The sequence below is a fragment of the Peribacillus sp. NPDC076916 genome, from assembly GCF_050269675.1.
Lineage (GTDB): Bacteria > Bacillota > Bacilli > Bacillales > DSM-1321 > Peribacillus > Peribacillus aracenensis.
Window position 1 is genome coordinate 303082 of record NZ_JBNNIU010000002.1, and the last position, 22045, is coordinate 325126.

Consider the following 22045-nt stretch of genomic DNA (forward strand, 5'->3'; position numbering starts at 1 on the left):
AAAATTATTAGGGAGGCGAGGAAAGTTGGTTTACTTTTCTCGCTAAAAAAGGAAGGGGAATGATACATGCAAACAGGTAAACTGAAAAGGTCTTTAAATTTATGGCATATCGTATTGCTTGGTGTTGGATATATGACGCCGATGGTTGTTTTTGATACATTCGGCATAGTTTCCGAAAAAACGGGGGGGCATGTGCCAACCGCATATGTCATTGCTCTTTCAGCGATGTTGTTTACTGCAGCCAGTTATGGAAAAATGGTGAAAATCTATCCGCAGGCAGGTTCATCCTATACTTACACACAAAAAACGATTAATCCACATTTAGGCTTCCTTGTCGGGTGGTCTTCTTTACTAGATTATTTATTTTTACCGATGGTGAACGGCATTTTAACAAAAATATACTTAACTGCTCTTTTTCCGGAAGTATATCCGTGGATATGGGTGGTGGCATTTGTCCTTTTAATGACATTCATTAACTTATTCAATGTTAATCTTGCGGCCAACTTTAATAGCTTCCTTGTATTTTTTCAAATGTTGGTCATCGTTATTTTTGTGGCACTTGTGGTTAAAGGGGTCATGGGTGGAGAAGGCGCTGGAGAGGTCTTGTCGATTCAGCCATTCATCGGGCCACATTTGGAAATGTCGACGCTCATTTCTGGTGCTACAATCCTTTGCTTTTCATTTTTGGGGTTTGACGCAGTCACTACTTTATCGGAAGAAACGTCAAATCCATCCAAAACGGTACCACGGGCCATCTTTTTGACTGCCCTTATCGGAGGGGGATTATTTGTGACGGCATCATTCTTTACACAGTTATTTTTCCCGGATGTTTCCCGTTTTAGCGATCCTGAAGGAGCTTCTCCGGAAATTGCCCTTTTCGTTGGCGGGAAGTTATTTCAGGCTTTCTTTCTAGCAGGAACCTTATGCGGTACACTTGCCTCCGGTCTTGCATCTCATGCTAGTGTTTCTAGGTTGCTATATGTCATGGGGCGTGACCAAATGATCCCGAAAAAACTATTTGGTTTTATCCACCCCAAATATAACACGCCATTTTTTAATGTCATTTTTGTCGGGTCCATATCATTGGTTGCCTTATTCCTTGATTTGGTTACGGCCACTTCCCTCATAAACTTTGGGGCTTTAATCGCTTTTACCTTCGTGAATATTTGCGTAATCGTCCACGCAATAAGAAACAAAAGCTTCAGAACGATTAAAGGATTTCTTTCAACTATTCTTTCCCCGATTTTAGGCGCGGCTTCGGTCTTCATCCTTTGGCTTAATCTCGAGATGAGTTCATTGATTTTAGGGATTGTCTGGGCGGTAATTGGGATTGGCTATCTTCTGTATCGGACAAAATGGTTTACGGAATCCCCTCCGCTATTCCGTTTTGAAAAAGCACAGTGAAGCTATTGTATTCATGAAACAAGGGTGGTTATTATATAGCTGATTGGAAAATGAAGAAGGCGTTAATGCCCATGCCTGTTGTTCTATTTTCGTATGGCGTCAGCGACTTGTGCTAGTACTTATGAGCAAGAATATGTCACTTGGTATGGTTCCGGGAGCCTGCTGGCTTGCTTTTATGGTGATGCTTTTCACAGCGTGCAGTTATGGAAAGATCATTCCTTCGGCAGGTTTGGTATATGGGTATACGAAAAAATCTATTTATACATATTCCGGTTGTTTTCTTGCAGGTAAGTCGATACTGATGAATGAACCATCCATTCGAATGGGTCAATTAATTGTTGTTCCGCATTTTCTTTACAGCATTACTTCTGTACCCGATTTTGCATCGGTGCTAAATTTACTGATTATTTCGACGTTTTGTCAAGGTCATATTCATCGTTTCATCCATCTGTGATATTTCATACGGGACAAGGAGAAATGACGGTAGCAGAACCTTTGAAAGCAAAGATCATTAAGTTCTTATAGTGGTTTTAAAACTTTGCAAACAGGTATGGAACCGTAATGACGGTATGGTGGAAGCCTCCCTATCTTTATAAAAAAGCGCCCAAGGCGCGAGGACGGTCATCCTCGAATCATAACAAGCAGGGTATGCTATAAAGGCTAAGAAAAAGTGAGCGGTCCTTTATAAAATAAATCTAAGGTGCATACCATGTTTTTAGGTCAAAAGGGTCCGTTAAAGGACCCTTTTGTTGTGGAACGAATAAAGGTAAATGATCGATAATGGGTAATGGTGCATGTTATTTTTTATCTTGCAATTCAGAATTGTGATAAAATATAGGTTAGGTTACAAAAGGAGAGTGAAAATGTGTTATCTATTCCGGATGATAAAATAAGACCATTCATAACTATAACAATTGATCAGCCTACATTTTCAGACCAAAAAATTCATGAGATACAGGAACCTTTCTTCTTTCTTATGAAGGAGAATCAAGTGTTTGCGTATATCCGCATGGATGACCTCCCGTTAAATGGAAAAATAACGACAGTCGATCAGCTTTTACAGTATGCCTTTTCGATTGATAATGTCTGTAAATTGCACCCTAACATTTCCTTGCCGCATCTGTTTCAAATTATCGGTGAACCTATCGTACTGATAAAAACGGATGATGGCCTGCTAACCGGTTATGTAAAAAGGGAAGATGTATTAGCTGAATTATTCAAGCAGGACAGCAAACAAAATTTAGACCTGCTTAATGTGATTTTAACCTCCATTCCTATGGGGATTTTTGTGGCTGATAAAGAAAAAAATATCGTGAACTTTAATGAATCAGGCTTGAAGATGATAAAAAAGCCTTCTGATCAAGTCATTAATGAACCTGCTGCGAACATCTTTAATAAGCAGCATATACATAGCGTGTTTGCCAGCAGGAGCAGTATTCTGAATCAGTTGGAGATTACTGATGTCATGAGTGTGCTTGTCGACTATAGCCCGATTCTGAACCATGAAAAAGAAGTCGAAGGCCTGATCATCATCGTTCAGGATTTACCGATGGTTGAGGAAATGGCCATGGAAATAGAATTGATAAAAAGCTCGAATAAAGACTTGAATGCCATTTTGGCGAATATCTATGATGAAATACTTGTAGTCAATCAAAAAGGAGAGCTGCTGCGCTATAGTGACAGCATCATCTCAGGATTCTGGGGGAAGGACTTAAAAGATTATATAGGGAAAAATCTCTTGCAATTAGAAGATGAAGGGATTTTTAATCCTTCGGTCACCCGGTTAGTCCTTGACCAAAAAAAGAAAGTATCGGTTGTCCAGGATACGAAAATGAATAAGAAAGTCCTATCCGTGGGTACTCCTGTGTTCAATGAAAAAGGCGATATAGATCGAATAGTCATTGCATCAAGGGATATAACGGAAACGACCCAATTGAAATCGGAATTAAATGAAATGAGGAAAGAACTGGACTCTTTCAAAAAACAAGATCAATTTTATAAAGAGTTGGTTTTTGCAAGTCCTAAAATGGAGCAGATAATCAGCCAAGTCAAGAAAATCGCTCATTTTTCATCTACTGTATTAATCAATGGGGAGTCGGGAGTAGGTAAAGAAGTGATAGCCGAGGCCATTCATAAAATGGGCAGGCGATCTAAACGGCCTTTCCTGAAGATAAATTGCGGGGCGATTCCGGAAAACCTCCTCGAAAGTGAATTGTTTGGTTATACGAAGGGTTCCTTTACAGGAGCGGATAAAAATGGGAAGGTAGGATACTTTCAACAGGCCAATAAAGGTGTTTTATTCCTTGATGAAGTGGGTGACATGCCAATACACCTTCAAGTCAAACTGCTGCGGGTCCTCCAGGAACAGGAAGTGATTCCGATCGGCAGCACCACGCCCATTTCCATTGATGTTCAAATTGTTGCAGCCACGAATAAGAGTCTGGAAAAAATGGTCGAGATGGGCACGTTCAGAGAAGATTTATTCTATCGATTGAACGTCATCCCCATACATGTGCCCCCTTTAAGGGAGAGGCCGGAGGATATCCCGCCGCTAGCCTTTCATTTCCTGCAAAAACTGAATGAAAGGTATCAGCGGAATTACCACTTTTCCCCCGATGCATTAAATATACTGGAAGTCTACACCTGGCCGGGGAACATTCGTGAGTTGCAGAACATGATTGAAAGATTGGTTGTTTCTGCAGATGAAGAGACGATCGATGCTGACTTCATTCAAAGGTTCATACCTGTGGGCAGTGACTTTAAACAATCGAAACCCATTATTACGAGAATTCTTCCACTGCAGGAAGCACAGGATCATGTCGAAGAACAATTGATCATGCTTGCCATGAAACAGTATAAAACCACGACCAAAGCGGCTAAAGCGCTCGGGATAAGTCAATCGTCAGTGAGCAGGAAGTATCAAAAAGTGTTAGCTGAACAGAATAAGAAAATTGAAAACAATGCATTTTGAATAAAAGCCGTTGCAAGTGATGCAAATCACTTGTCAACGGCTTTTATTTTTATTGACGGCATTAGGGGAGCTATTAATGATTTTCAAGATGATTATGCAAAGTGAAATAACGCTATGCACATTTGCATAGAATCGGATGGATTTATCAAAAAGAAATGCGATTTTATTGGTTAATTAACTTGGCATGGTTCTTGCTTGATTAATAGGTATAAGAAAAAAGGGAGGTAAGCATCAAAGTTTCATAAAGAAGCAATCTTAATTAACCATCCACTAAAGTTATAAAAAAAGGAGATTATAAAATGTCAATTAACGTAGAAAGTAAAAACACTCAAACTAAACAATCAGCAACCCAAGATTATATTAAAAAAGTGCTTCAATTAATCGAACAAAAAGAAATTTCAAAAGAAGATGCACAGTGGGTAACAAAAGAAACGGTCGAGAATTTCCGTGAGCATGTAAACCCAGGGTTTTTGGAATACCGCAAGACGGTCACTAAAGACACACAATTCGCTTCGGTTGAGTGGTCTGATCAAGATTCCTGTTTTACGGATGTAAATGGAAAAAAATATATTGATTGTTTAGGTGGATTTGGTATTTATAATGTAGGACACCGTAACCCTAAAGTTGTAAAGGCTGTAACCGATCAATTGCAAAGACAAGCCCTTCATAGTCAGGACTTACTTGATCCATTACGTGCAATGCTTGCCAAGATCCTTGCCGAAATCACGCCGGGAGATCTAAAATACTCGTTCTTTACGAATAGCGGTACCGAGAGCGTGGAGGCTGCACTTAAGCTGGCCAAAATGTACAGTGACCGACACACGATCATTTCCACGACAAAATCATTTCATGGAAAAAGCCTTGGTTCACTATCGGCAACGGCAAAAGGCATGTTCAGAAAACCGTTCATTCCATTGATTCCAGGTGTGCGTCATGTACCTTTTGGTGATGTGGATATGATGAGAAAAACGTTTGAAAGTTGTGCGTTGGTCGGTGAAGATGTTGCAGCTGTACTATTGGAGCCAATCCAGGGTGAAGGTGGGGTCATCCTTCCTCCGCAAGGTTATTTGAAGCAGGTTCGGGCATTATGTGACGAATATGATGCGTTATTAATATTGGATGAAGTGCAAACTGGAATGGGCCGTACTGGTAAAATGTTCGCTTCCGAGCTATATGATGTTGTTCCGGACATTATTTGTTTAGCAAAAGCATTTGGCGGCGGGGTAATGCCTGCAGGAGCTGTTGTAGCCAATGAGAAAGTGTTTAAAAGCTGGTTCGACAATCCATTCATGCACACTACGACATTTGGTGGAAATCCACTAGCTTGTGCTGCGGCCATTGCGACAATCGACGTACTTTTGGAAGAAAACTTACCGCAGCGTGCTGCAGAAGTTGGTGAATACTTCTTAAATGGGTTAAGGGAAGTGGCTGATGAGCACAAAGATAAGGTTTTGGAGATCCGCGGCCAAGGTTTGATGATCGGTATTGAGTTCCATAAAGATGAAGTGGGTTATGAATTCTCAAAAGCCCTCTTTGATAAAGGCATCTTGGTAGCAGGTACGCTCATTAATTCCAAAACAATAAGGATTGAGCCGTCATTGACTATTAAGTTGGATGAAGTCGATACAGTCATTAAAGCGTTTAAAGAAGTCTTGCCGACGCTGCAATCTTAATTTATGTAAGCAGAAAAACAGCCTTAGGGCTGTTTTTTTTTGAATTGGAGGGAGAGGGTATGGGGATTACTTACATATTTTTGTTTTATAATTGCTCCTCAGAAATTTTTTTCAAGAAAAATGAGTCATGAAAACGAGAATTACACAGATTGGACAAGGATTTAATTCCTTTAACGTAATTTGGTATGTTATAATAATTTCTGGAAAAAGGAGTGATGAAAATATGACACCTGCTCTGCAAAAAATGTGGATATCCTTTATAGCTATGGGCTTTATGGTTATCTCTATATTTCTAATCTACTTAAGCCGCTATAAATTAAAAGGTTTTTGGAGAGTCTTGACAGCAATTATCGCATACATACTTATGATTCTGGCCGGCTTGATCATCCTTATCGTTGTTCTTAGCGGGCCAACCACTTGATAGGTGAGGAGAAATGATGAGAAATTTTTTCAAAATATTATGTTTATTATGCGTCTCTGTATCATTATCTGGCTGCTTATATCCGGAAAAGCAAAAAATGCAAAACCAACTGCCTTATAAAGAGCAAATACAATCAGTCCAAAGTGCAGTGGACCAATTTCAGAAAGATGAAGGCGGCATACTGCCCATCGTTACAAAAGAAGCTGAAACACCGATTTATCAAAAATATGTCATAAAATTTTCTAAGATTTCACCGAGGTATATGGCTGAACCTCCAGACAATGCCTTTGAATCGGGAGGCGTCTTTCAATACATCCTCGTAAATGTTGAAAAGGATCCGACCGTAAAGCTGTTGGATGTCAGGATGGCGCAGAAGATTCAGGATGTTTCCTTGAGATTGACTGCTTATCAGCAAAGCAACGGATATCCGCCATTTAAGGAAAGGTTATCAGATAATGTCTTCACTCTTGATTATGAGAAAATGGGCCTGAAGGAAGCTCCGACGGTCACGAGCCCATTTTCACAAAAAGACTTATATCTTGTAGTCGATGGTCAAGGCAGTATTTTTGTTGATTATACCCCGGATTTACTTGAGGCATTGAAGAAGCATGAGGGGGAAATTAAGCCAGGTGAAGATATCCGGAAACTGCTGGTTCAGAGTTCGGAGTTCGTCCCCGCCTATTCATTGCCATATACAATTGATGGAAAAACAAATAATCCAATATTTCTTACAAAATAGGCATAACCCTTCTTCTGCAAAATATATTGTAGGGGAAGGGTTATTTCATTTATCTTTATTTCATCTTACTTTTAAAATAACAACCCTTATATAAAATTTCTGGTGGAGGAAGGGATTGAACCAGGGAAATAATTGGAATAAATTTTTAGGACAACATCATAGATATATAATGTCCTAAATAAATGCAAATGGATAAACGAAATCCCAAAACTCTAATTCGGGAGGGGATACCTTGGAAAAGGTAGATATTTTTAAAGATATAGCTGAACGGACCGGTGGCGATATATACTTGGGGGTGGTCGGTGCCGTCAGGACAGGGAAATCCACATTTATTAAAAAATTCATGGAGCTAGTCGTCATTCCGAATATACCGTCAGAAGCGGACCGTGCCAGGGCACAGGATGAATTGCCTCAAAGTGCAGCCGGAAAGACTATCATGACGACGGAACCAAAATTCGTACCGAATCAGGCAGCATCGATTCAAGTAGCTGAAGGCCTCGACGTGAACATCCGTTTAGTCGATTGTGTCGGTTATACAATACCAGGGGCTAAAGGGTATGAAGATGAAAATGGTCCCCGCATGATTCACACGCCTTGGTATGAAGAACCGATTCCGTTCAATGAAGCGGCTGAGATCGGTACTCGCAAAGTAATTCAGGATCATTCCACATTAGGTGTTGTCGTTACGACGGATGGATCGATAGGAGAAATTCCGCGAAGTGATTATTTAGAGGCCGAGGAAAGGGTTGTCGAAGAATTGAAGGAGGTTGGCAAACCTTTTATCATGATTGTCAATTCCGTTCAGCCCCACCACCCGAATACGGTAGCACTGAAGGAATCCCTGCAGGAAAAGTATGATATCCCTGTATTGGCCATGAGTGTCGAAGGAATGCGGGAATCGGATGTTTATAGCGTACTGCGCGAGGCCCTGTACGAGTTTCCTGTCCTTGAGGTCAATGTTAATCTCCCGAGCTGGGTAATGGTTCTGCGCGAGGATCATTGGTTGAGGGAAAGTTACCAGGAAGCGGTTAAAGAGACCGTCAAGGACATTAAACGCCTGAGGGATGTGGATCGTGTAGTCGGTCATTTCAATGAATTCGAGTTCATTGACCGTGCCGCGCTTGCAGGCATTGAGATGGGTCAGGGTGTTGCAGAAATAGACCTATACGCCCCTGATGAACTCTATGATGATATCTTGAAGGAAATTGTCGGTGAAGAGATCCGGGGCAAGGATCATCTGTTATCATTGATGCAGGACTTTGCGTATGCTAAAGCAGAATATGATCAGGTGGCCGATGCATTAAGAATGGTCAAACAAACTGGATATGGTGTTGCAGCCCCATCCCTTAACGATATGAGTCTTGATGAACCGGAAATCATCCGTCAGGGAGCCAGGTTCGGTGTCAGGCTAAAAGCCGTAGCTCCTTCCATCCATATGATCAAGGTCGATGTCGAATCCGAGTTCTCGCCAATCATCGGTACGGAAAAGCAAAGTGAGGAATTAGTCCGGTATCTGATGCAGGATTTCGAAGACAATCCACTTTCCATTTGGAACTCCGATATTTTTGGGAGAAGCCTAAGTTCTTATGTAAGGGAAGGCATACAAGTGAAATTAGCGATGATGCCAGACAATGCGCGCTATAAATTGAAAGAAACACTGGAGAGGATCATTAATGAGGGCAGTGGGGGATTGATTGCCATCATCTTATAGAAAACGTTTAAAAGCTGGACCAACTCCATTTATGGATTGGTCTTTTTGCATGGGATGAACGGCAGGATCGCAGAAAAAATATCATTTATGAATGCTAATATTTGAAATGATCTGCCGTTATTTAGTATAATCTTTAAAAACCCTGTGGTTAAGCGATTTTCAGCAATATAATAAGTTTAATTTCTATAAAAAAGGGAAATGATGAATAGCGAAAGACAAAATTTATAATATATACAATTATTAATGAAAAGATTCCCATTATTTTTTGAATTCCCTTGCTAAGCTAATAGGATTTGTGATAATCTACATACAGAAAACGCGTTATAACAGCGATTTCAACCTATTTATAGGTTTCTGGATGAATTATTTGGAAATTATTCGGGCTTGGTAATTCATGATTGCCAGGGAATGAAAATTTTTTGACCGAAACTAATATCAAATCACTATTATAGTGTTGTAATAATGATTTTTTATAAAGATCCCTTTTGGGAGGAGGTGAATGGCATGAACAAAACAGAATTAATTAATGAAGTTGTTACAGCAACTGAAATTTCTAAGAAAGACGCTACAAAAGCTGTTGATGCTGTTTTTGATACAATCTTAGAAGCTCTAAAAAACGGTGATAAAGTCCAATTGATTGGTTTTGGTAACTTTGAAGTTCGTGAACGTGCGGCTCGTAAAGGCCGTAACCCACAAACTGGTGACGAAATCGAAATTGCAGCTAGCAAAGTGCCAGCTTTCAAACCCGGTAAAGCGCTGAAAGATGCAGTGAAGTAATTCTACCATTACATACGGGTGCTTAACCGAAAAGGGCCGCGTGAAAACGCGGTCCTTTTTTTGCTTCTTAATTTCCATCTGTGATAATATAAAAGACAGTGAATATTTTTGAAACGCTAACAGATGGTAAATCCGCCACAAGGAAATGACCATCAGAATACCGCTTCCGACGAAACTGCCTTTAAAGGGCGTCAGTGTATGGGGGAACGGGTCGCTTTAATAATCGTAATTATGGATATCCGGGTGCAACGCCTTGGATTTTTTATCTGAATACATAATATTATTGATTTTTTAGGAGGTACAAACAATGGCTAATGTTGATCATGCCAAATTAGAAGAAGCGGTTAAAATGCTTCTTGAAGCTGTAGGGGAAGACCCAACGAGGGAAGGACTGCTGGATACTCCTAGCCGTGTAGCCAGAATGTATGAAGAAATTTTTTCTGGACTTAATCAGGATCCAAAGGAATATTTCGATACTGTTTTTGGGGAGGACCATGAAGAACTCGTACTTGTAAAGGATATTCCGTTTTACTCAGTATGTGAACATCATTTAGTCCCTTTTTACGGGAAAGCCCATGTAGCATATATTCCGAAAAACGGAAAAGTGACTGGCCTAAGTAAATTGGCACGGGCGGTTGAGGCTGTATCGAAGCGTCCGCAACTTCAAGAGCGCATCACTTCTACAGTTGCTGACTCGATAATGGAAAAGCTCGAGCCACATGGTGTAATGGTTGTAGTAGAGGCTGAACATATGTGCATGACCATGCGCGGTGTAAAAAAACCCGGATCTAAAACAGTGACTTCAGCTGTAAGGGGAACGTTTGCGAAGGATCACCGTACTAGAGCTGAAGTGCTGGCATTCATTAAAGACTAAGAACATGGGGGCAGGAAAAATGAATGAAAAAAAGATTCTGAATGATTTTGTCGTAATCAAAGCCATTGAGGATAGCGTGAATGTCATCGGGTTGACAAGGGGAACGGACACCAAGTTTCATCACTCCGAAAAGCTTGACTCGGGAGAGGTGATGATCGCCCAATTCACCGAGCATACCTCGGCAATTAAAATCAGGGGCCATGCAAAGGTCTATACTCCATTCGGAGAGATAGAAAGTGATTCCAAAAAGAATTCTCCTGACAAATGATAGCGTCTCAATGCCTGGTTAATTAGTAAATCAATCATCTGATATGGGTTTAACAAGCTGTAAATTTCCCGCATCCATTTTTTTGAAGAGCAAAAGACAATGGTTTCCTTATTTTTGGAAGTTTCATTTTATAAACGTTGACCATTTCATCTGATTGTTTTTATGGTATAATAATGTGTATTTGACACAGACAGAAACCAATATGTATGAAAAAAATTATCTTTCGGGGATGCAAGGGTGATCTCAATTGTTAAACATAACGGACGACATAAGGCAATTAAAACGATTAATAGAAACGAAAGCTCAACATCCATATTTATTGAAGTATATACAAAAGCCAAGCTTGGACGAAGATAAACTGATATTGCTTTGGGGATTGTTTAACGATTTGGACGTTACAAGCGAAAAACGGAATCAATATATCATTTCAACCATGTTAGTGCAAATAGCTCTGGATACACATGAGATCGTCTCGAATTCGGGTGAAGGAATCGAGTCGCCAGAAGTATTGAAAAATCGTCAATTGCAAGTGCTTGCCGGAGATTACTATAGCGGCTTATATTATCAAGGGCTTGCCAGTGTAGGTAATGTTGACATGATCCGTATACTTTCAAGCGCGATAAAAAAAATAAATGATAATAAAATCATCCTTTACCAACAAGGTTCCATTAATGATGTACCAACGCTTTTAATGACGATAAAAGCGATCGAGGCTTCGCTGATTCATAAGCTGGGGGATTACTATAGTGAACCTGCCTGGATGGAACTATCGGAAGATCTATTGCTTTTAAAACGGTTGCATGTTGAGAAGAGCAGTTATATGAAGTCGGGTCAATCGATAGTTTTTGATGTCCTAAGGGAAATGCCTTTTGATGACTCGATTGGTGGGGAAGTACCCATTTCGGAAAAAGAAGAACAGATACGCAGCCAATTCGACAAGTGCCTGTGGGATGCCAGGCAATCCGTAGAGCGCTCGTTGCGGAAGCTTGCAAAGTTGGATGATGAGCTACTGGAAAGAGTGAAGGCCATCTTGGAACAATCAGAGAGTATAGCAAATTCATATGTGAAAGAAGGGTGAAACATGGAGCAGTCTAAAGAGCAAAAAGTTCATCATGTCTTTGAAAAGATCTACGGAAATTATGACAAGATGAATTCCCTCATCAGCTTTAAACAGCATCTTAAATGGCGTAAGGCTACAATGGCCATCATGAATGTCCCAAAAGGCGCCCATGCACTGGATGTATGCTGTGGAACAGCGGACTGGACCATTGCCCTTGCTAATGAAGTAGGACCAGAAGGAAAGGTTGTTGGTCTGGATTTTAGTAAGAACATGCTGAAAATCGGCGAACAAAAGGTGAACGAACTCAATCTAGATCAAGTCTCCTTAATGCATGGGAATGCAATGGAGCTTCCTTTTGAGGATAATAGCTTTGACTATGTCACGATCGGTTTCGGGCTGCGGAATGTCCCTGATTACATGCAAGTGCTTAAAGAGTTAAACCGTGTAGCCAAGCCGGGTGGAATGGTCGTTTGCCTGGATACATCACAGCCAACGATGCTAGGCTTTAAACAGGGCTATTATTTTTATTTCCGTTTCATTATGCCCATGTTCGGCAAATTATTCGCAAAAAGCTATAGTGAATACTCATGGCTGCAGGAATCAGCCCGGGATTTCCCAGGCATGAAAAAGCTTGAAAACATGTTTAAGCAGGCAGGAATGGAAAATGTCAGTTATAAGGCCCATTTCGGTGGGGTAGCAGCAACACATTTCGGGTACAAGCCTTCAAAATAAACAGAATAGCAATGGACAAAGCTGGGTGGAATGTATGAAATTTAAAATGATGTATTCATTTTTGAATGCAGATTTGCAATTAATAGAAAAAGAGCTGGAAGCCGCAATTGAAGCGGATTCCACGGTTTTAAGGGAAGCTTCCCTGCATTTACTGCAATCCGGTGGAAAACGGATCCGTCCGGTATTCGTCCTATTGGGTGCGAAGTTTGGCAACTATGATATTCATGTCGTAAAACATGTCGCAGCGACTTTGGAACTCATCCATACGGCCTCCCTTGTACATGATGATGTTGTGGATGATGCGGATTTACGCAGGGGATCGGCTACCATTAAGTCAAAATGGGATAATCGTGTCGCCATGTACACAGGCGACTTCATTTTTGCTCGTGCACTGGAAATGATGGCGGTTATCGAGTCTCCGCTTGCGCATCAAATTCTCGCTGATACTATGGTTGAACTATGTCTAGGGGAAATTGAACAAATAAAAGATAAGTACAATTTCGAACAGAATTGGCGGATATACTTTAGAAGGATCAAACGGAAAACGGCATTGCTCATAGCATCCAGCTGCCAGTTGGGAGCCATTTCAGCAGGTGTTGAAGAAAGGGTCCATCAAAAGCTATTTAAATTCGGATATTATGTCGGTATGTCCTATCAAATAACCGATGATATATTGGATTTTACGGCTTCGGAAGAAGAGCTTGGGAAACCAGCCGGCAGTGATTTGATTCAAGGTAATATCACTTTGCCCGTTTTGATTGCTATGGAAGATCCAAAGTTAAAAAAGCTTATCGAAACGGTTCGGGAAGATACGCCAAAAGACGAAATGTCCCATATAATCAATGCGATAAAAACTTCCGGTGCCATTGAACAGGCGGCGAGGATCAGTGATATGTATTTAGAAAAGGCTTTTACTGAATTGAAAGGCCTTCCTGCCATTAAGGCTAGAAAAACTCTATCGGACATCGCGAAAAATATCGGAAAAAGAAAGTTTTGATAATGGGAGTTGCGAATCTCATCAAACAATGGTAATATTCTAAAAGTATTGCCTTATATAGGCAAATAACAATGATACATATTAGGAGTGACATTCATGGAAAGAACATTTTTAATGGTTAAGCCTGACGGCGTTCAACGCAATCTAATCGGTGAAATCGTTTCCCGTTTTGAAAAGAAAGGCTTCCTTCTTGCAGGAGCAAAATTAATGGTGATTTCTCAAGAATTGGCCGAGCAACACTATGGCGAGCACAAAGAACGTCCTTTCTTTGGCGAATTAGTGGACTTCATTACTTCAGGTCCTGTATTCGCAATGGTTTGGGAAGGCGAAAACGTAATCGCTACTGCACGTCAAATGATGGGTGCGACTAATCCTAAAGATGCAGCAGCAGCAACAATTCGTGGCGATTTTGCCGTAACTGTCGGCAAAAACATCATTCACGGATCTGATTCAGCTGAAAGCGCTGTACGTGAAATCGGTTTATTCTTCAAAGAAGAAGAAATTGTTGAGTATTCTAAACTTGTAAGCGAGTGGGTTTATTAATTAATACGATCACTCTATAAAAAGCGGGTTCCATCGTCATATGCGATGGAACCCGCTTTTTTTGTATGGCTTTTTTAGTTTTCCGGCAAGGTGAGGATTTATTTTAGTTTAAAGAAAATATGGCACTCTCCGATATATAAAGGGAAGGACCGCTTAAAATAATTATGTGCAGGGGAGTCGTAGGAATGCCTCAAGAATATGAAGAGTTTATTCGTAATATCAAAATGTTGACAGGCATTGATTTGGCATTATATAAGGAAGGGCAAATGAAAAGGCGACTAACAACTCTATATGAAAAAAGAGGGTATCATTCATTTCGTGATTACTATAAAGACATTCAAACCAATTCCGGAGTTTTAAATGAGTTTTTGGATAGAATGACAATCAATGTTTCCGAATTTTATAGAAATGCGAAAAGATGGGAAGTGTTGGAGCGTAAAATCCTTCCTGGATTATTAGCAAGCAAAAAAAAATTGAAAATTTGGAGTGCAGCCTGTTCAACTGGCGAGGAACCATATACGATTGCAATGATATTATCCAATTTGGTTCCACTTAGCCAGATAGAGATATTGGCGACGGATCTGGATGAAAATGTATTGGCGCGAGCGAAATTGGGGATGTATCCTGAACGTTCCTTAAATGAAGTACCTGAAGAAATCAAAAGGAAATACTTTGAAAAAAGGGATGAGTTTTATCGTGTCGATGATGAAATCAAGAGAAGGGTGACATTTAAAAAGCAAAACCTTCTCGCTGATCGGTTCGAACGGGGGTTCGATTTAATCGTTTGCCGCAATGTTTTAATTTATTTTACTGAAGAAGCCAAAAATTTATTATATGAAAAATTCAGTGCATCACTAAAAAGTGGCGGGATCTTTTTTGTAGGAAGTACAGAGCAAATATTCACCCCAGGAAAATATCAATTTGAAACGGTCGACACATTTTTTTATAAGAAAAAGTAAATACTTTGAATAAAAAGGGACTGATTCTGTACATCATTCAGTCCCTTTTCGTTTGTCGTGAAAAGGTAAATCCAGTAGAACTCAAATTTGAAAGATTAAACTATATCGAAAATGTTTAAGTACTTGTAAAATAGAGAGAAAAGTGATTAAATTCAAACAATATGGTTTTTACGTTTTACATATACCCATATTTCATAAAATTGTGGTATATTGATACATATACACTTTAAAGTGCTAAAAGGGGGCTGGAAGATGAGATATTTAACAGCGGGAGAATCACATGGTCCGCAACTGACTACTATCATTGAAGGATTACCGGCAGGAATGCCGATATCGAATGAGGATATTAATCAAGAGTTAGGGCGCCGGCAAAAAGGGCATGGACGTGGAAGAAGGATGCAGATCGAGAAAGATCAGGCATTCATTTCTTCGGGAATCAGACATGGCTACACACTCGGTTCACCGGTTGCTTTGGTGGTTGAGAACGATGACTGGAAGCATTGGACAAAGATTATGGGAAGTGAAGGGCTTTCAGAAGAGGAAGCAGAAGAAATTAAACGTAAAATCACCCGGCCCCGTCCTGGTCATGCCGACTTGAACGGCGGGATTAAATATGGGCACCGCGATTTGAGAAATGTTCTGGAACGCTCTTCAGCCCGTGAAACGACAGTAAGGGTGGCAGCAGGTGCTGTCGCTAAAAAGCTATTGTCTTTATTGGGGATAGAAGTGGCATCGCATGTTTTGGAAATTGGCGGAGTGAAGGCAGAACCGCCAAAATACGAAACGATTCAGCAATTACAACAAGTAACGGAAGAATCTTCTGTTAGATGTTTTGACAAAAACGTAGAGCAACAGATGAAGGATGCAATTGATGAAGCGAAACAAAAAGGAGATTCCATCGGCGGAATCGTTGAAGTCATTGTAGAAGGAATGCCTGTAGGTGTGGGAAGTTATGTGCATTATGACCGGAAGCTTGATGCAAAACTAGCCGCAGCGATAATGAGCATCAATGCTTTTAAAGGTGTGGAAATAGGTCTTGGATTTGAAGCGGCCCATCTATTCGGCAGTGAGGTCCATGATGAAATCGCATGGGACGAAGATCAGGGGTATTACCGAAAAACCAATCGCCTTGGCGGTTTTGAAGGCGGTATGACAACTGGAATGCCGATAGTTGTACGCGGTGTGATGAAGCCGATCCCGACTTTATATAAACCTTTGAAAAGTGTTGATATCGATACGAAGGAAGTGTTTGAAGCAAGCGTCGAACGTTCCGATAGTTGTGCGGTTCCTGCTGCAGCGGTAGTTGCTGAGGCGGTAGTGGCATGGGAGCTGGCGGCTGCCATCATTGATCAATTCCCATCAGATCGGTATGAGCAATTAGCAGAATACATGAGATCATATCGGGAAGAAGTAAAGGGGTTTTAAATCATGGAATCCATCCAAATAAAAACGGCTTCCAAGCAATATCCGGTTTTAATTGGCAAGAGGGCAATAAAAGAATTGCCAGAATTAATAACACACGAATTAAATCATCTAAACAAGATTCTGATCATAACTGATGAGAAAGTGGCGGCACTTCACTTGGAAACTGTGAAAAACGCTCTGATCAAGACGGGAAAACCGGTCCTGCATCATGTAGTGCCAGAAGGGGAGCATGCTAAAACTTTCGATGTGTTTTATGAATGCCAAAGTTTCTGCTTATCCCATCAGATTAATCGCAAGTCATTGATTATCGCCCTTGGCGGTGGTGCAGTCGGTGACTTGGCTGGATTCGTTGCGGCCACTTTTATGAGAGGGATTCCATTTATACAGGTTCCGACGACTTTGCTCGCCCATGATAGTGCAGTGGGCGGCAAGGTTGCCATCAATCACCCGCTGGGGAAAAATATGATTGGGGCCTTTCATCAGCCTGAAGCGGTCATTTATGATCTTGAATTTCTTAAAACTTTGCCTCTTAAAGAATTAAGGTCAGGTTTTGCGGAAGTCATTAAACATTCCTTGATAGCAGATAATGAGTTTTATCTATGGTTAAAGTCGAATATTGTTGATTTGAATGATCTAACGGATGAGCAATTCCTGACAATGATTACAAAAGGAATTGGCATTAAAGCTAAAATTGTCGAAGAGGATGAGAAGGAAAACGGCATTCGTGCCTTTTTGAATTTTGGTCATACGCTTGGACATGCAGTGGAAAGTTCAATGGGATACGGAAACTTTACGCATGGTGAATCAATTTTAATCGGGATGGTATATGCTCTTAGATTAAGCAGGAAAAAAGTGGATCTCGATTTTAAACTAGATGAGTTTATTGACTGGGTTTCTTCTTTAGGTTATCAAATAATCATTCCAACCCGACTGGAACATGCAATGCTACTTGATTTAATGAAAACAGACAAAAAATCGGTCAATGATTCAGCCACCTTTGTTCTGCTAAACGAAGTGGGGTCACCGCTATTAATGGATTTAGCCGACACTGAGCTGATAGAGGAAATGGCGGATATGATATAGAGTTCTAAAGAAGGGGGACTATGTGTGATAAGAGGAATAAGGGGTGCCACTACAGTAGAAAGAGACACAGAGATGGAAGTGATTACAGCTGTCGAAAAGTTGATGGCGGAGATCATTCGGGTCAACGAGATTGATCCCGATATGGTAGCTTCTGTATTTTTTTCTGCGACGGAAGAGATTCGCTCTGTCTTCCCCGCCAAAGCCTTGAGGAAATTCGAAGGCTGGACTTATGTACCGGTTACATGCATGAAAGAAATACCCGTGAGCAATTCCCTGCCGTTTTGCATCCGGGTCATGATCCACGTAAATACGACGAAATCTCAAAAAGAAATACATCATGTATACCAGGCAGGGGCTACGGTATTACGGCCAGATTTGACAAAGCAGATATAAGATGATTTAAAATCTATGAATATGATATACTACTTTCGCACTTTGTTACTTTAAAGTGATAAAAAATATATAGGGGTGATTTACTTGAAATGGAATGAAGCGGTCCTCTCCTTGAAGTCTTATCAACCGGGAAAATCCACTGATGAAGTGAAAAAATTATACGGGTTGGAAAAAATCACGAAATTAGCTTCAAATGAAAATCCTTTTGGCTGTTCGGAAAAAGTCAAAGAATCCGTTAGGAATTCAACCCATTCGTTTGCCATCTATCCGGATGGATATGCCACGATGCTTAGGGAAGCTGTTGCAAAACATACAGGTGTGAAAGAAACTCAGCTTATTTTTGGAAATGGATCTGATGAGAACATTCAAATCATCTCCAGGAGCCTATTGGGAGCAGGAAAGAATACGGTCATGGCAACAGGCACTTTTTCGCAGTATCGCCATAATGCCACGTTAGAAGGTGCGGAAATCAGGGAAGTTCCCCATATTGACGGTGCTCATGATCTAGAAGGAATGCTTAAAGTTATAGATGAAAAAACAGCGGTTGTCTGGCTTTGTACACCAAATAATCCAACTGGTAAATACATTTCGGAACAGGACTTAGTATCGTTCATCGAAAAAGTGCCGGAAGATGTTCTAATCGTTTTGGATGAAGCTTATTGTGAATATGCAACGGCTGAGGATTACCCGAGAACGAATCAATGGATTAATAAATATAAAAATTTGATCATACTCCGGACATTCTCAAAAATTTATGGACTTGCCAGTTTTAGGGTAGGGTACGGTTTGGCGGATGAGGATATTATTCAGAAACTAGATCCATCCCGGGAACCATTCAATGTGAACACATTTGCACAGAATATTGCTATCGTCGCTTTGGAAGATCAAGCCTTCATTGAAAAATGCAAGGAAGAAAATCAAAAAGGGCTCAAGCGGTACTATGAATTTTGCAATAAGGAAAATTTAGCTTATTACCCGTCACAAGGTAATTTCATCTTTATCCATTTTAAACAGGATGCCGACGTGGTGTTTCAATATTTGCTTGAACGCGGGTACATCGCAAGGTCGGGGAAATCTTTCGGTTTTCCTAACAGCCTGAGGGTAACGATTGGTTCCACTGAAGAAAATGAAGGAATGATTAATGCGATTAAAACTTTTTTGAATGAAGCTGAGGCACCTTCTGATTCGCTGCTTTAACGTTTCATCAAACCTAGAGGAGCATAAAAGATGCGGGGGAGAGAAGAGTGAAGGGTAAGGTTTTTGTAATAGGTTTAGGTCTAATTGGCGGATCACTGGCCATGGCTGTACGCCATGCACATCCTGAAGCCGTGATTGTTGGTACGGACCTAAGCGGAAAGAATGTTCAACTATCGACGCTATTGGGGATCATTGATGAGTCTGTATCATCTTTGGAAGCGGGAGCACGTGAAGCTGATTTGATTCTACTTGCTGTGCCTGTCAATGAAACCGTGAAGATTTTAGCTCAATTGGCCGATATGGATTTAAAAAGTGATGTCCTCATATCGGATGCAGGAAGTACGAAGGACACAGTCGTAAAGGCAGCAAAACCATTGATAGATAAAGGGGTGGCCTTCATCGGGGGGCACCCTATGGCTGGTTCCCATAAAAGCGGTGCTGCGGCAGCCAAATTGCATTTATTCGAACACGCATTTTATTTGCTTACTCCCGGCGATTCCATTGAAGAAGAAAAAGTTGAGCAGCTTAAAGGGTGGCTGCAAGGGACAAGAGCTAACTTTCTGGTTGTCAGTCCTGCCACTCATGATAAGCTGACTGGGGTCATTAGTCATTTTCCGCATATTGTCGCGTCGGGGCTCGTTAAGCAGGCAGAACATTACAGTAAGGAAAACAAGTTGATTTCAAGGCTTGCAGCAGGCGGATTCCGAGATATTACAAGAATTGCTTCAAGCAGTCCGGAAATGTGGCGTGACATTTTGTTACATAACCGGGATGTGCTACTTGAATTAATGAATGATTGGCTGAATGAAATGGAGCATATAAAAGGTCTGGTTGCGAATGAAGATAGTGAAGAAATCCTTCGATTCTTTACCGATGCCAAGATTTTCAGGGATGATTTGCCCACACATGCAAAAGGCGCCATACCAGCGTTTTATGATTTATATATCGATATACCGGATTATGCCGGAATAATTTCTGAGATTACCGGATATTTGGCTCAAGAAGGTATCAGCATTACTAACATAAGGATCATTGAAACCAGGGAAGAGATATACGGTGTGCTGGTCATCAGCTTCCAAACGGATGTTGATCGAATCAAAGCTGCGGAGTGTATTTCTAGACATACAGATTATGAAACGATCCTGGCATAATATTGATAGGAAAGGATGGTTTTATGAATTCAAAAAAATTACAAACAAACATCCGAACATTACGTGGTTCGATTGCCATACCTGGAGATAAGTCGATCTCCCATCGTTCGATAATGTTCGGAGCGCTTGCCGAAGGGGAAACGACAGTCACTAATTTTCTTCCAGGAGCCGACTGTTTAAGTACGATTTCCTGTTTTAAGCAGCTTGGAGTCCATATTGAACAAGATGGGCAGAACGTCAAAATTGAAGGCAAAGGTTTTAATGGATTAAAGGAACCTGAATCTGTTCTGGATGTCGGAAATTCTGGTACGACGATCAGGTTAATGATGGGCATTTTGGCAGGACAGCCATTTTCGGCCGTTTTGGCAGGTGATGAATCGATAGCCAAACGTCCAATGACCCGGGTAGTCAACCCTCTTCGTCAGATGGGAGCAGTCATTGATGGCCGAAAAGGAGCGGAATACACCCCGCTCTGCATAAGAGGTGGCAAATTAAATGGGTTTCGCTATGAATTGCCTGTAGCAAGTGCGCAGGTAAAATCAGCGATAATCTTGGCTGGTTTACAGGCGGAAGGTGAAACGATCATTATCGAACCGGAAGAGACCCGTGATCATACAGAACGAATGATCCAAGAGTTTGGCGGGAAAATCGAAAAGGACGGTCACACGATTAAAGTAAGCGGAAACCAAGTCTTCAAAGGGACTTCCATCCATGTGCCGGGTGATATTTCTTCGGCGGCTTTCTTCATGGTGGCTGCAGCGATTACGGAAAATAGTGAAGTGGTGTTAAAGAATGTGGGCCTTAATCCGACAAGGACAGGAATCATCGAAGTCATGAAATCGATGGGGGCGGATATTACGATAGAGAAGAAGACGAGCGAGGGTGAACCAGCAGGAGACATCACTGTAAGAAGTTCCCGACTAAAAGGAACGACCATCAGCGGTGATTTAATTCCCCGACTCATCGATGAAATACCGGTAATTGCACTTCTGGCAACACAGGCTGAAGGGATAACGACAATCAAGGATGCAGCAGAACTTAAAGTGAAAGAGACGAATCGAATTGATACTGTTGCGAATGAGCTCTCCATTCTTGGGGCAGATATAACCCCGACAGCAGATGGGTTGATCATCAAAGGACGTAAAGCCCTTAATGGAGGTAAGGTTACAAGCCATGGAGATCATCGTATCGGGATGATGCTTGCTGTAGCGGCTTTGATAACGGATGGGGAAGTGGAACTTGCTGATCCTGATGCCATAGATGTATCATATCCACAATTTTTTGGGCATTTGAGTGAATTGATTAAGTAAATATAAAAAAAGTTTACATACCTTATTTGGTCTGTAAACTTTTTTTAAATGCTCAAAAGTGTTGAAAGCGCTAACATCCGGGCTTTTTTTACCTGTATGGTCATGAAAATAATGAAAAAGGGGTTCATGATCAAAAAGGAGATTCACCATAGCGTGGAGAATTAACTAGTAACCTTTTTTTAATGAGAATGGGAGGGGACTTCATCAATGGAATACAGGGCTACAGTGTGGTAAACTAATGAATACTGTTTACTATGCATCTCGCGAATACAAGGTATTTTGTTCTTAATGGAAGAATATGTTACATTATGGCGTGAGTGTGTGTATGACTAGGGACCAAGTCTATCTTGCAAAAGG

Annotated in this window: 21 protein-coding genes; all 21 read left to right on the forward strand. The window is 40.9% G+C overall.

Features of this window, described 5'->3' with window-relative positions; all coding sequences use genetic code 11:
* Nucleotides 1-66: 66 nt before the first annotated feature.
* The 21 genes from ACQKFG_RS06510 to aroA all read left to right on the forward strand — a co-directional run bounded on the left by ACQKFG_RS06510 (nucleotide 67) and on the right by aroA (nucleotide 21688).
* A complete protein-coding gene (locus ACQKFG_RS06510; RefSeq protein WP_192205355.1) occupies nucleotides 67-1404 on the forward strand; it encodes an APC family permease in 1338 nt (445 codons plus the stop codon).
* 133 nt (nucleotides 1405-1537) lie between these two features.
* The gene (locus ACQKFG_RS06515) at nucleotides 1538-1858 is read left to right on the forward strand and encodes a hypothetical protein (RefSeq protein ID WP_427557186.1); all 321 of its coding nucleotides are present in this window, start codon (nucleotides 1538-1540) and stop codon (nucleotides 1856-1858) included.
* Nucleotides 1859-2269: 411 nt separating this feature from the next.
* Nucleotides 2270-4375, forward strand: a complete 2106-nt coding sequence (locus ACQKFG_RS06520) for a sigma 54-interacting transcriptional regulator (protein WP_228467456.1) — start codon at nucleotides 2270-2272, stop codon at nucleotides 4373-4375.
* Between the two features lie 299 nt (nucleotides 4376-4674).
* Nucleotides 4675-6048 (forward strand): putrescine aminotransferase, encoded by a 1374-nt coding sequence (locus tag ACQKFG_RS06525; protein WP_192205353.1) that lies wholly within the window; start codon nucleotides 4675-4677, stop codon nucleotides 6046-6048.
* Between the two features lie 223 nt (nucleotides 6049-6271).
* Nucleotides 6272-6469 carry a DUF2768 domain-containing protein gene (locus ACQKFG_RS06530; RefSeq protein WP_048681698.1) on the forward strand — a complete coding sequence of 66 codons (198 nt, stop codon included), beginning with the start codon at nucleotides 6272-6274 and terminating at the stop codon, nucleotides 6467-6469.
* A 13-nt stretch (nucleotides 6470-6482) separates the two neighbouring features.
* Complete coding sequence (locus ACQKFG_RS06535; protein WP_427557190.1) at nucleotides 6483-7208, forward strand: hypothetical protein; 726 nt, start codon at nucleotides 6483-6485, stop codon at nucleotides 7206-7208.
* A 232-nt stretch (nucleotides 7209-7440) separates the two neighbouring features.
* Nucleotides 7441-8919 (forward strand): stage IV sporulation protein A, encoded by a 1479-nt coding sequence (gene spoIVA / locus ACQKFG_RS06540; protein WP_192205352.1) that lies wholly within the window; start codon nucleotides 7441-7443, stop codon nucleotides 8917-8919.
* Nucleotides 8920-9423: 504 nt separating this feature from the next.
* The gene (locus ACQKFG_RS06545; protein ID WP_034308023.1) at nucleotides 9424-9696 is read left to right on the forward strand and encodes an HU family DNA-binding protein; all 273 of its coding nucleotides are present in this window, start codon (nucleotides 9424-9426) and stop codon (nucleotides 9694-9696) included.
* Nucleotides 9697-10003: 307 nt separating this feature from the next.
* The gene (gene folE / locus ACQKFG_RS06550; protein WP_076365641.1) at nucleotides 10004-10570 is read left to right on the forward strand and encodes a GTP cyclohydrolase I FolE; all 567 of its coding nucleotides are present in this window, start codon (nucleotides 10004-10006) and stop codon (nucleotides 10568-10570) included.
* A gap of 19 nt (nucleotides 10571-10589) precedes the next feature.
* Nucleotides 10590-10838, forward strand: coding sequence for a trp RNA-binding attenuation protein MtrB (mtrB, locus tag ACQKFG_RS06555; RefSeq protein WP_076365643.1), 249 nt, complete (start codon nucleotides 10590-10592; stop codon nucleotides 10836-10838).
* Nucleotides 10839-11085: 247 nt separating this feature from the next.
* The gene (locus ACQKFG_RS06560; RefSeq protein ID WP_349728046.1) at nucleotides 11086-11916 is read left to right on the forward strand and encodes a heptaprenyl diphosphate synthase component 1; all 831 of its coding nucleotides are present in this window, start codon (nucleotides 11086-11088) and stop codon (nucleotides 11914-11916) included.
* Nucleotides 11917-11919: 3 nt separating this feature from the next.
* Nucleotides 11920-12630 (forward strand): demethylmenaquinone methyltransferase, encoded by a 711-nt coding sequence (locus ACQKFG_RS06565; protein WP_192205350.1) that lies wholly within the window; start codon nucleotides 11920-11922, stop codon nucleotides 12628-12630.
* A gap of 34 nt (nucleotides 12631-12664) precedes the next feature.
* Nucleotides 12665-13627 carry a heptaprenyl diphosphate synthase component II gene (hepT, locus tag ACQKFG_RS06570; RefSeq protein ID WP_192205349.1) on the forward strand — a complete coding sequence of 321 codons (963 nt, stop codon included), beginning with the start codon at nucleotides 12665-12667 and terminating at the stop codon, nucleotides 13625-13627.
* A gap of 96 nt (nucleotides 13628-13723) precedes the next feature.
* On the forward strand, nucleotides 13724-14170 hold the full coding sequence (gene ndk / locus ACQKFG_RS06575) for a nucleoside-diphosphate kinase (RefSeq protein WP_076365651.1): 447 nt from the start codon (nucleotides 13724-13726) through the stop codon (nucleotides 14168-14170).
* A 185-nt stretch (nucleotides 14171-14355) separates the two neighbouring features.
* Nucleotides 14356-15129, forward strand: coding sequence for a CheR family methyltransferase (locus ACQKFG_RS06580; protein WP_427557197.1), 774 nt, complete (start codon nucleotides 14356-14358; stop codon nucleotides 15127-15129).
* 252 nt (nucleotides 15130-15381) lie between these two features.
* Nucleotides 15382-16554, forward strand: coding sequence for a chorismate synthase (gene aroC / locus ACQKFG_RS06585; RefSeq protein WP_192205347.1), 1173 nt, complete (start codon nucleotides 15382-15384; stop codon nucleotides 16552-16554).
* A gap of 3 nt (nucleotides 16555-16557) precedes the next feature.
* Entirely contained in the window at nucleotides 16558-17637 is a 1080-nt protein-coding gene (aroB, locus tag ACQKFG_RS06590) for a 3-dehydroquinate synthase (protein WP_192205346.1), read from the forward strand.
* A gap of 24 nt (nucleotides 17638-17661) precedes the next feature.
* Complete coding sequence (gene aroH / locus ACQKFG_RS06595; RefSeq protein WP_427557201.1) at nucleotides 17662-18030, forward strand: chorismate mutase; 369 nt, start codon at nucleotides 17662-17664, stop codon at nucleotides 18028-18030.
* 84 nt (nucleotides 18031-18114) lie between these two features.
* On the forward strand, nucleotides 18115-19227 hold the full coding sequence (hisC, locus tag ACQKFG_RS06600) for a histidinol-phosphate transaminase (RefSeq protein ID WP_192205344.1): 1113 nt from the start codon (nucleotides 18115-18117) through the stop codon (nucleotides 19225-19227).
* Between the two features lie 47 nt (nucleotides 19228-19274).
* On the forward strand, nucleotides 19275-20378 hold the full coding sequence (locus ACQKFG_RS06605) for a prephenate dehydrogenase (RefSeq protein ID WP_427557205.1): 1104 nt from the start codon (nucleotides 19275-19277) through the stop codon (nucleotides 20376-20378).
* Nucleotides 20379-20401: 23 nt separating this feature from the next.
* The gene (gene aroA, locus ACQKFG_RS06610) at nucleotides 20402-21688 is read left to right on the forward strand and encodes a 3-phosphoshikimate 1-carboxyvinyltransferase (RefSeq protein WP_349728050.1); all 1287 of its coding nucleotides are present in this window, start codon (nucleotides 20402-20404) and stop codon (nucleotides 21686-21688) included.
* The last annotated feature ends 357 nt before the right edge of the window (nucleotides 21689-22045 follow it).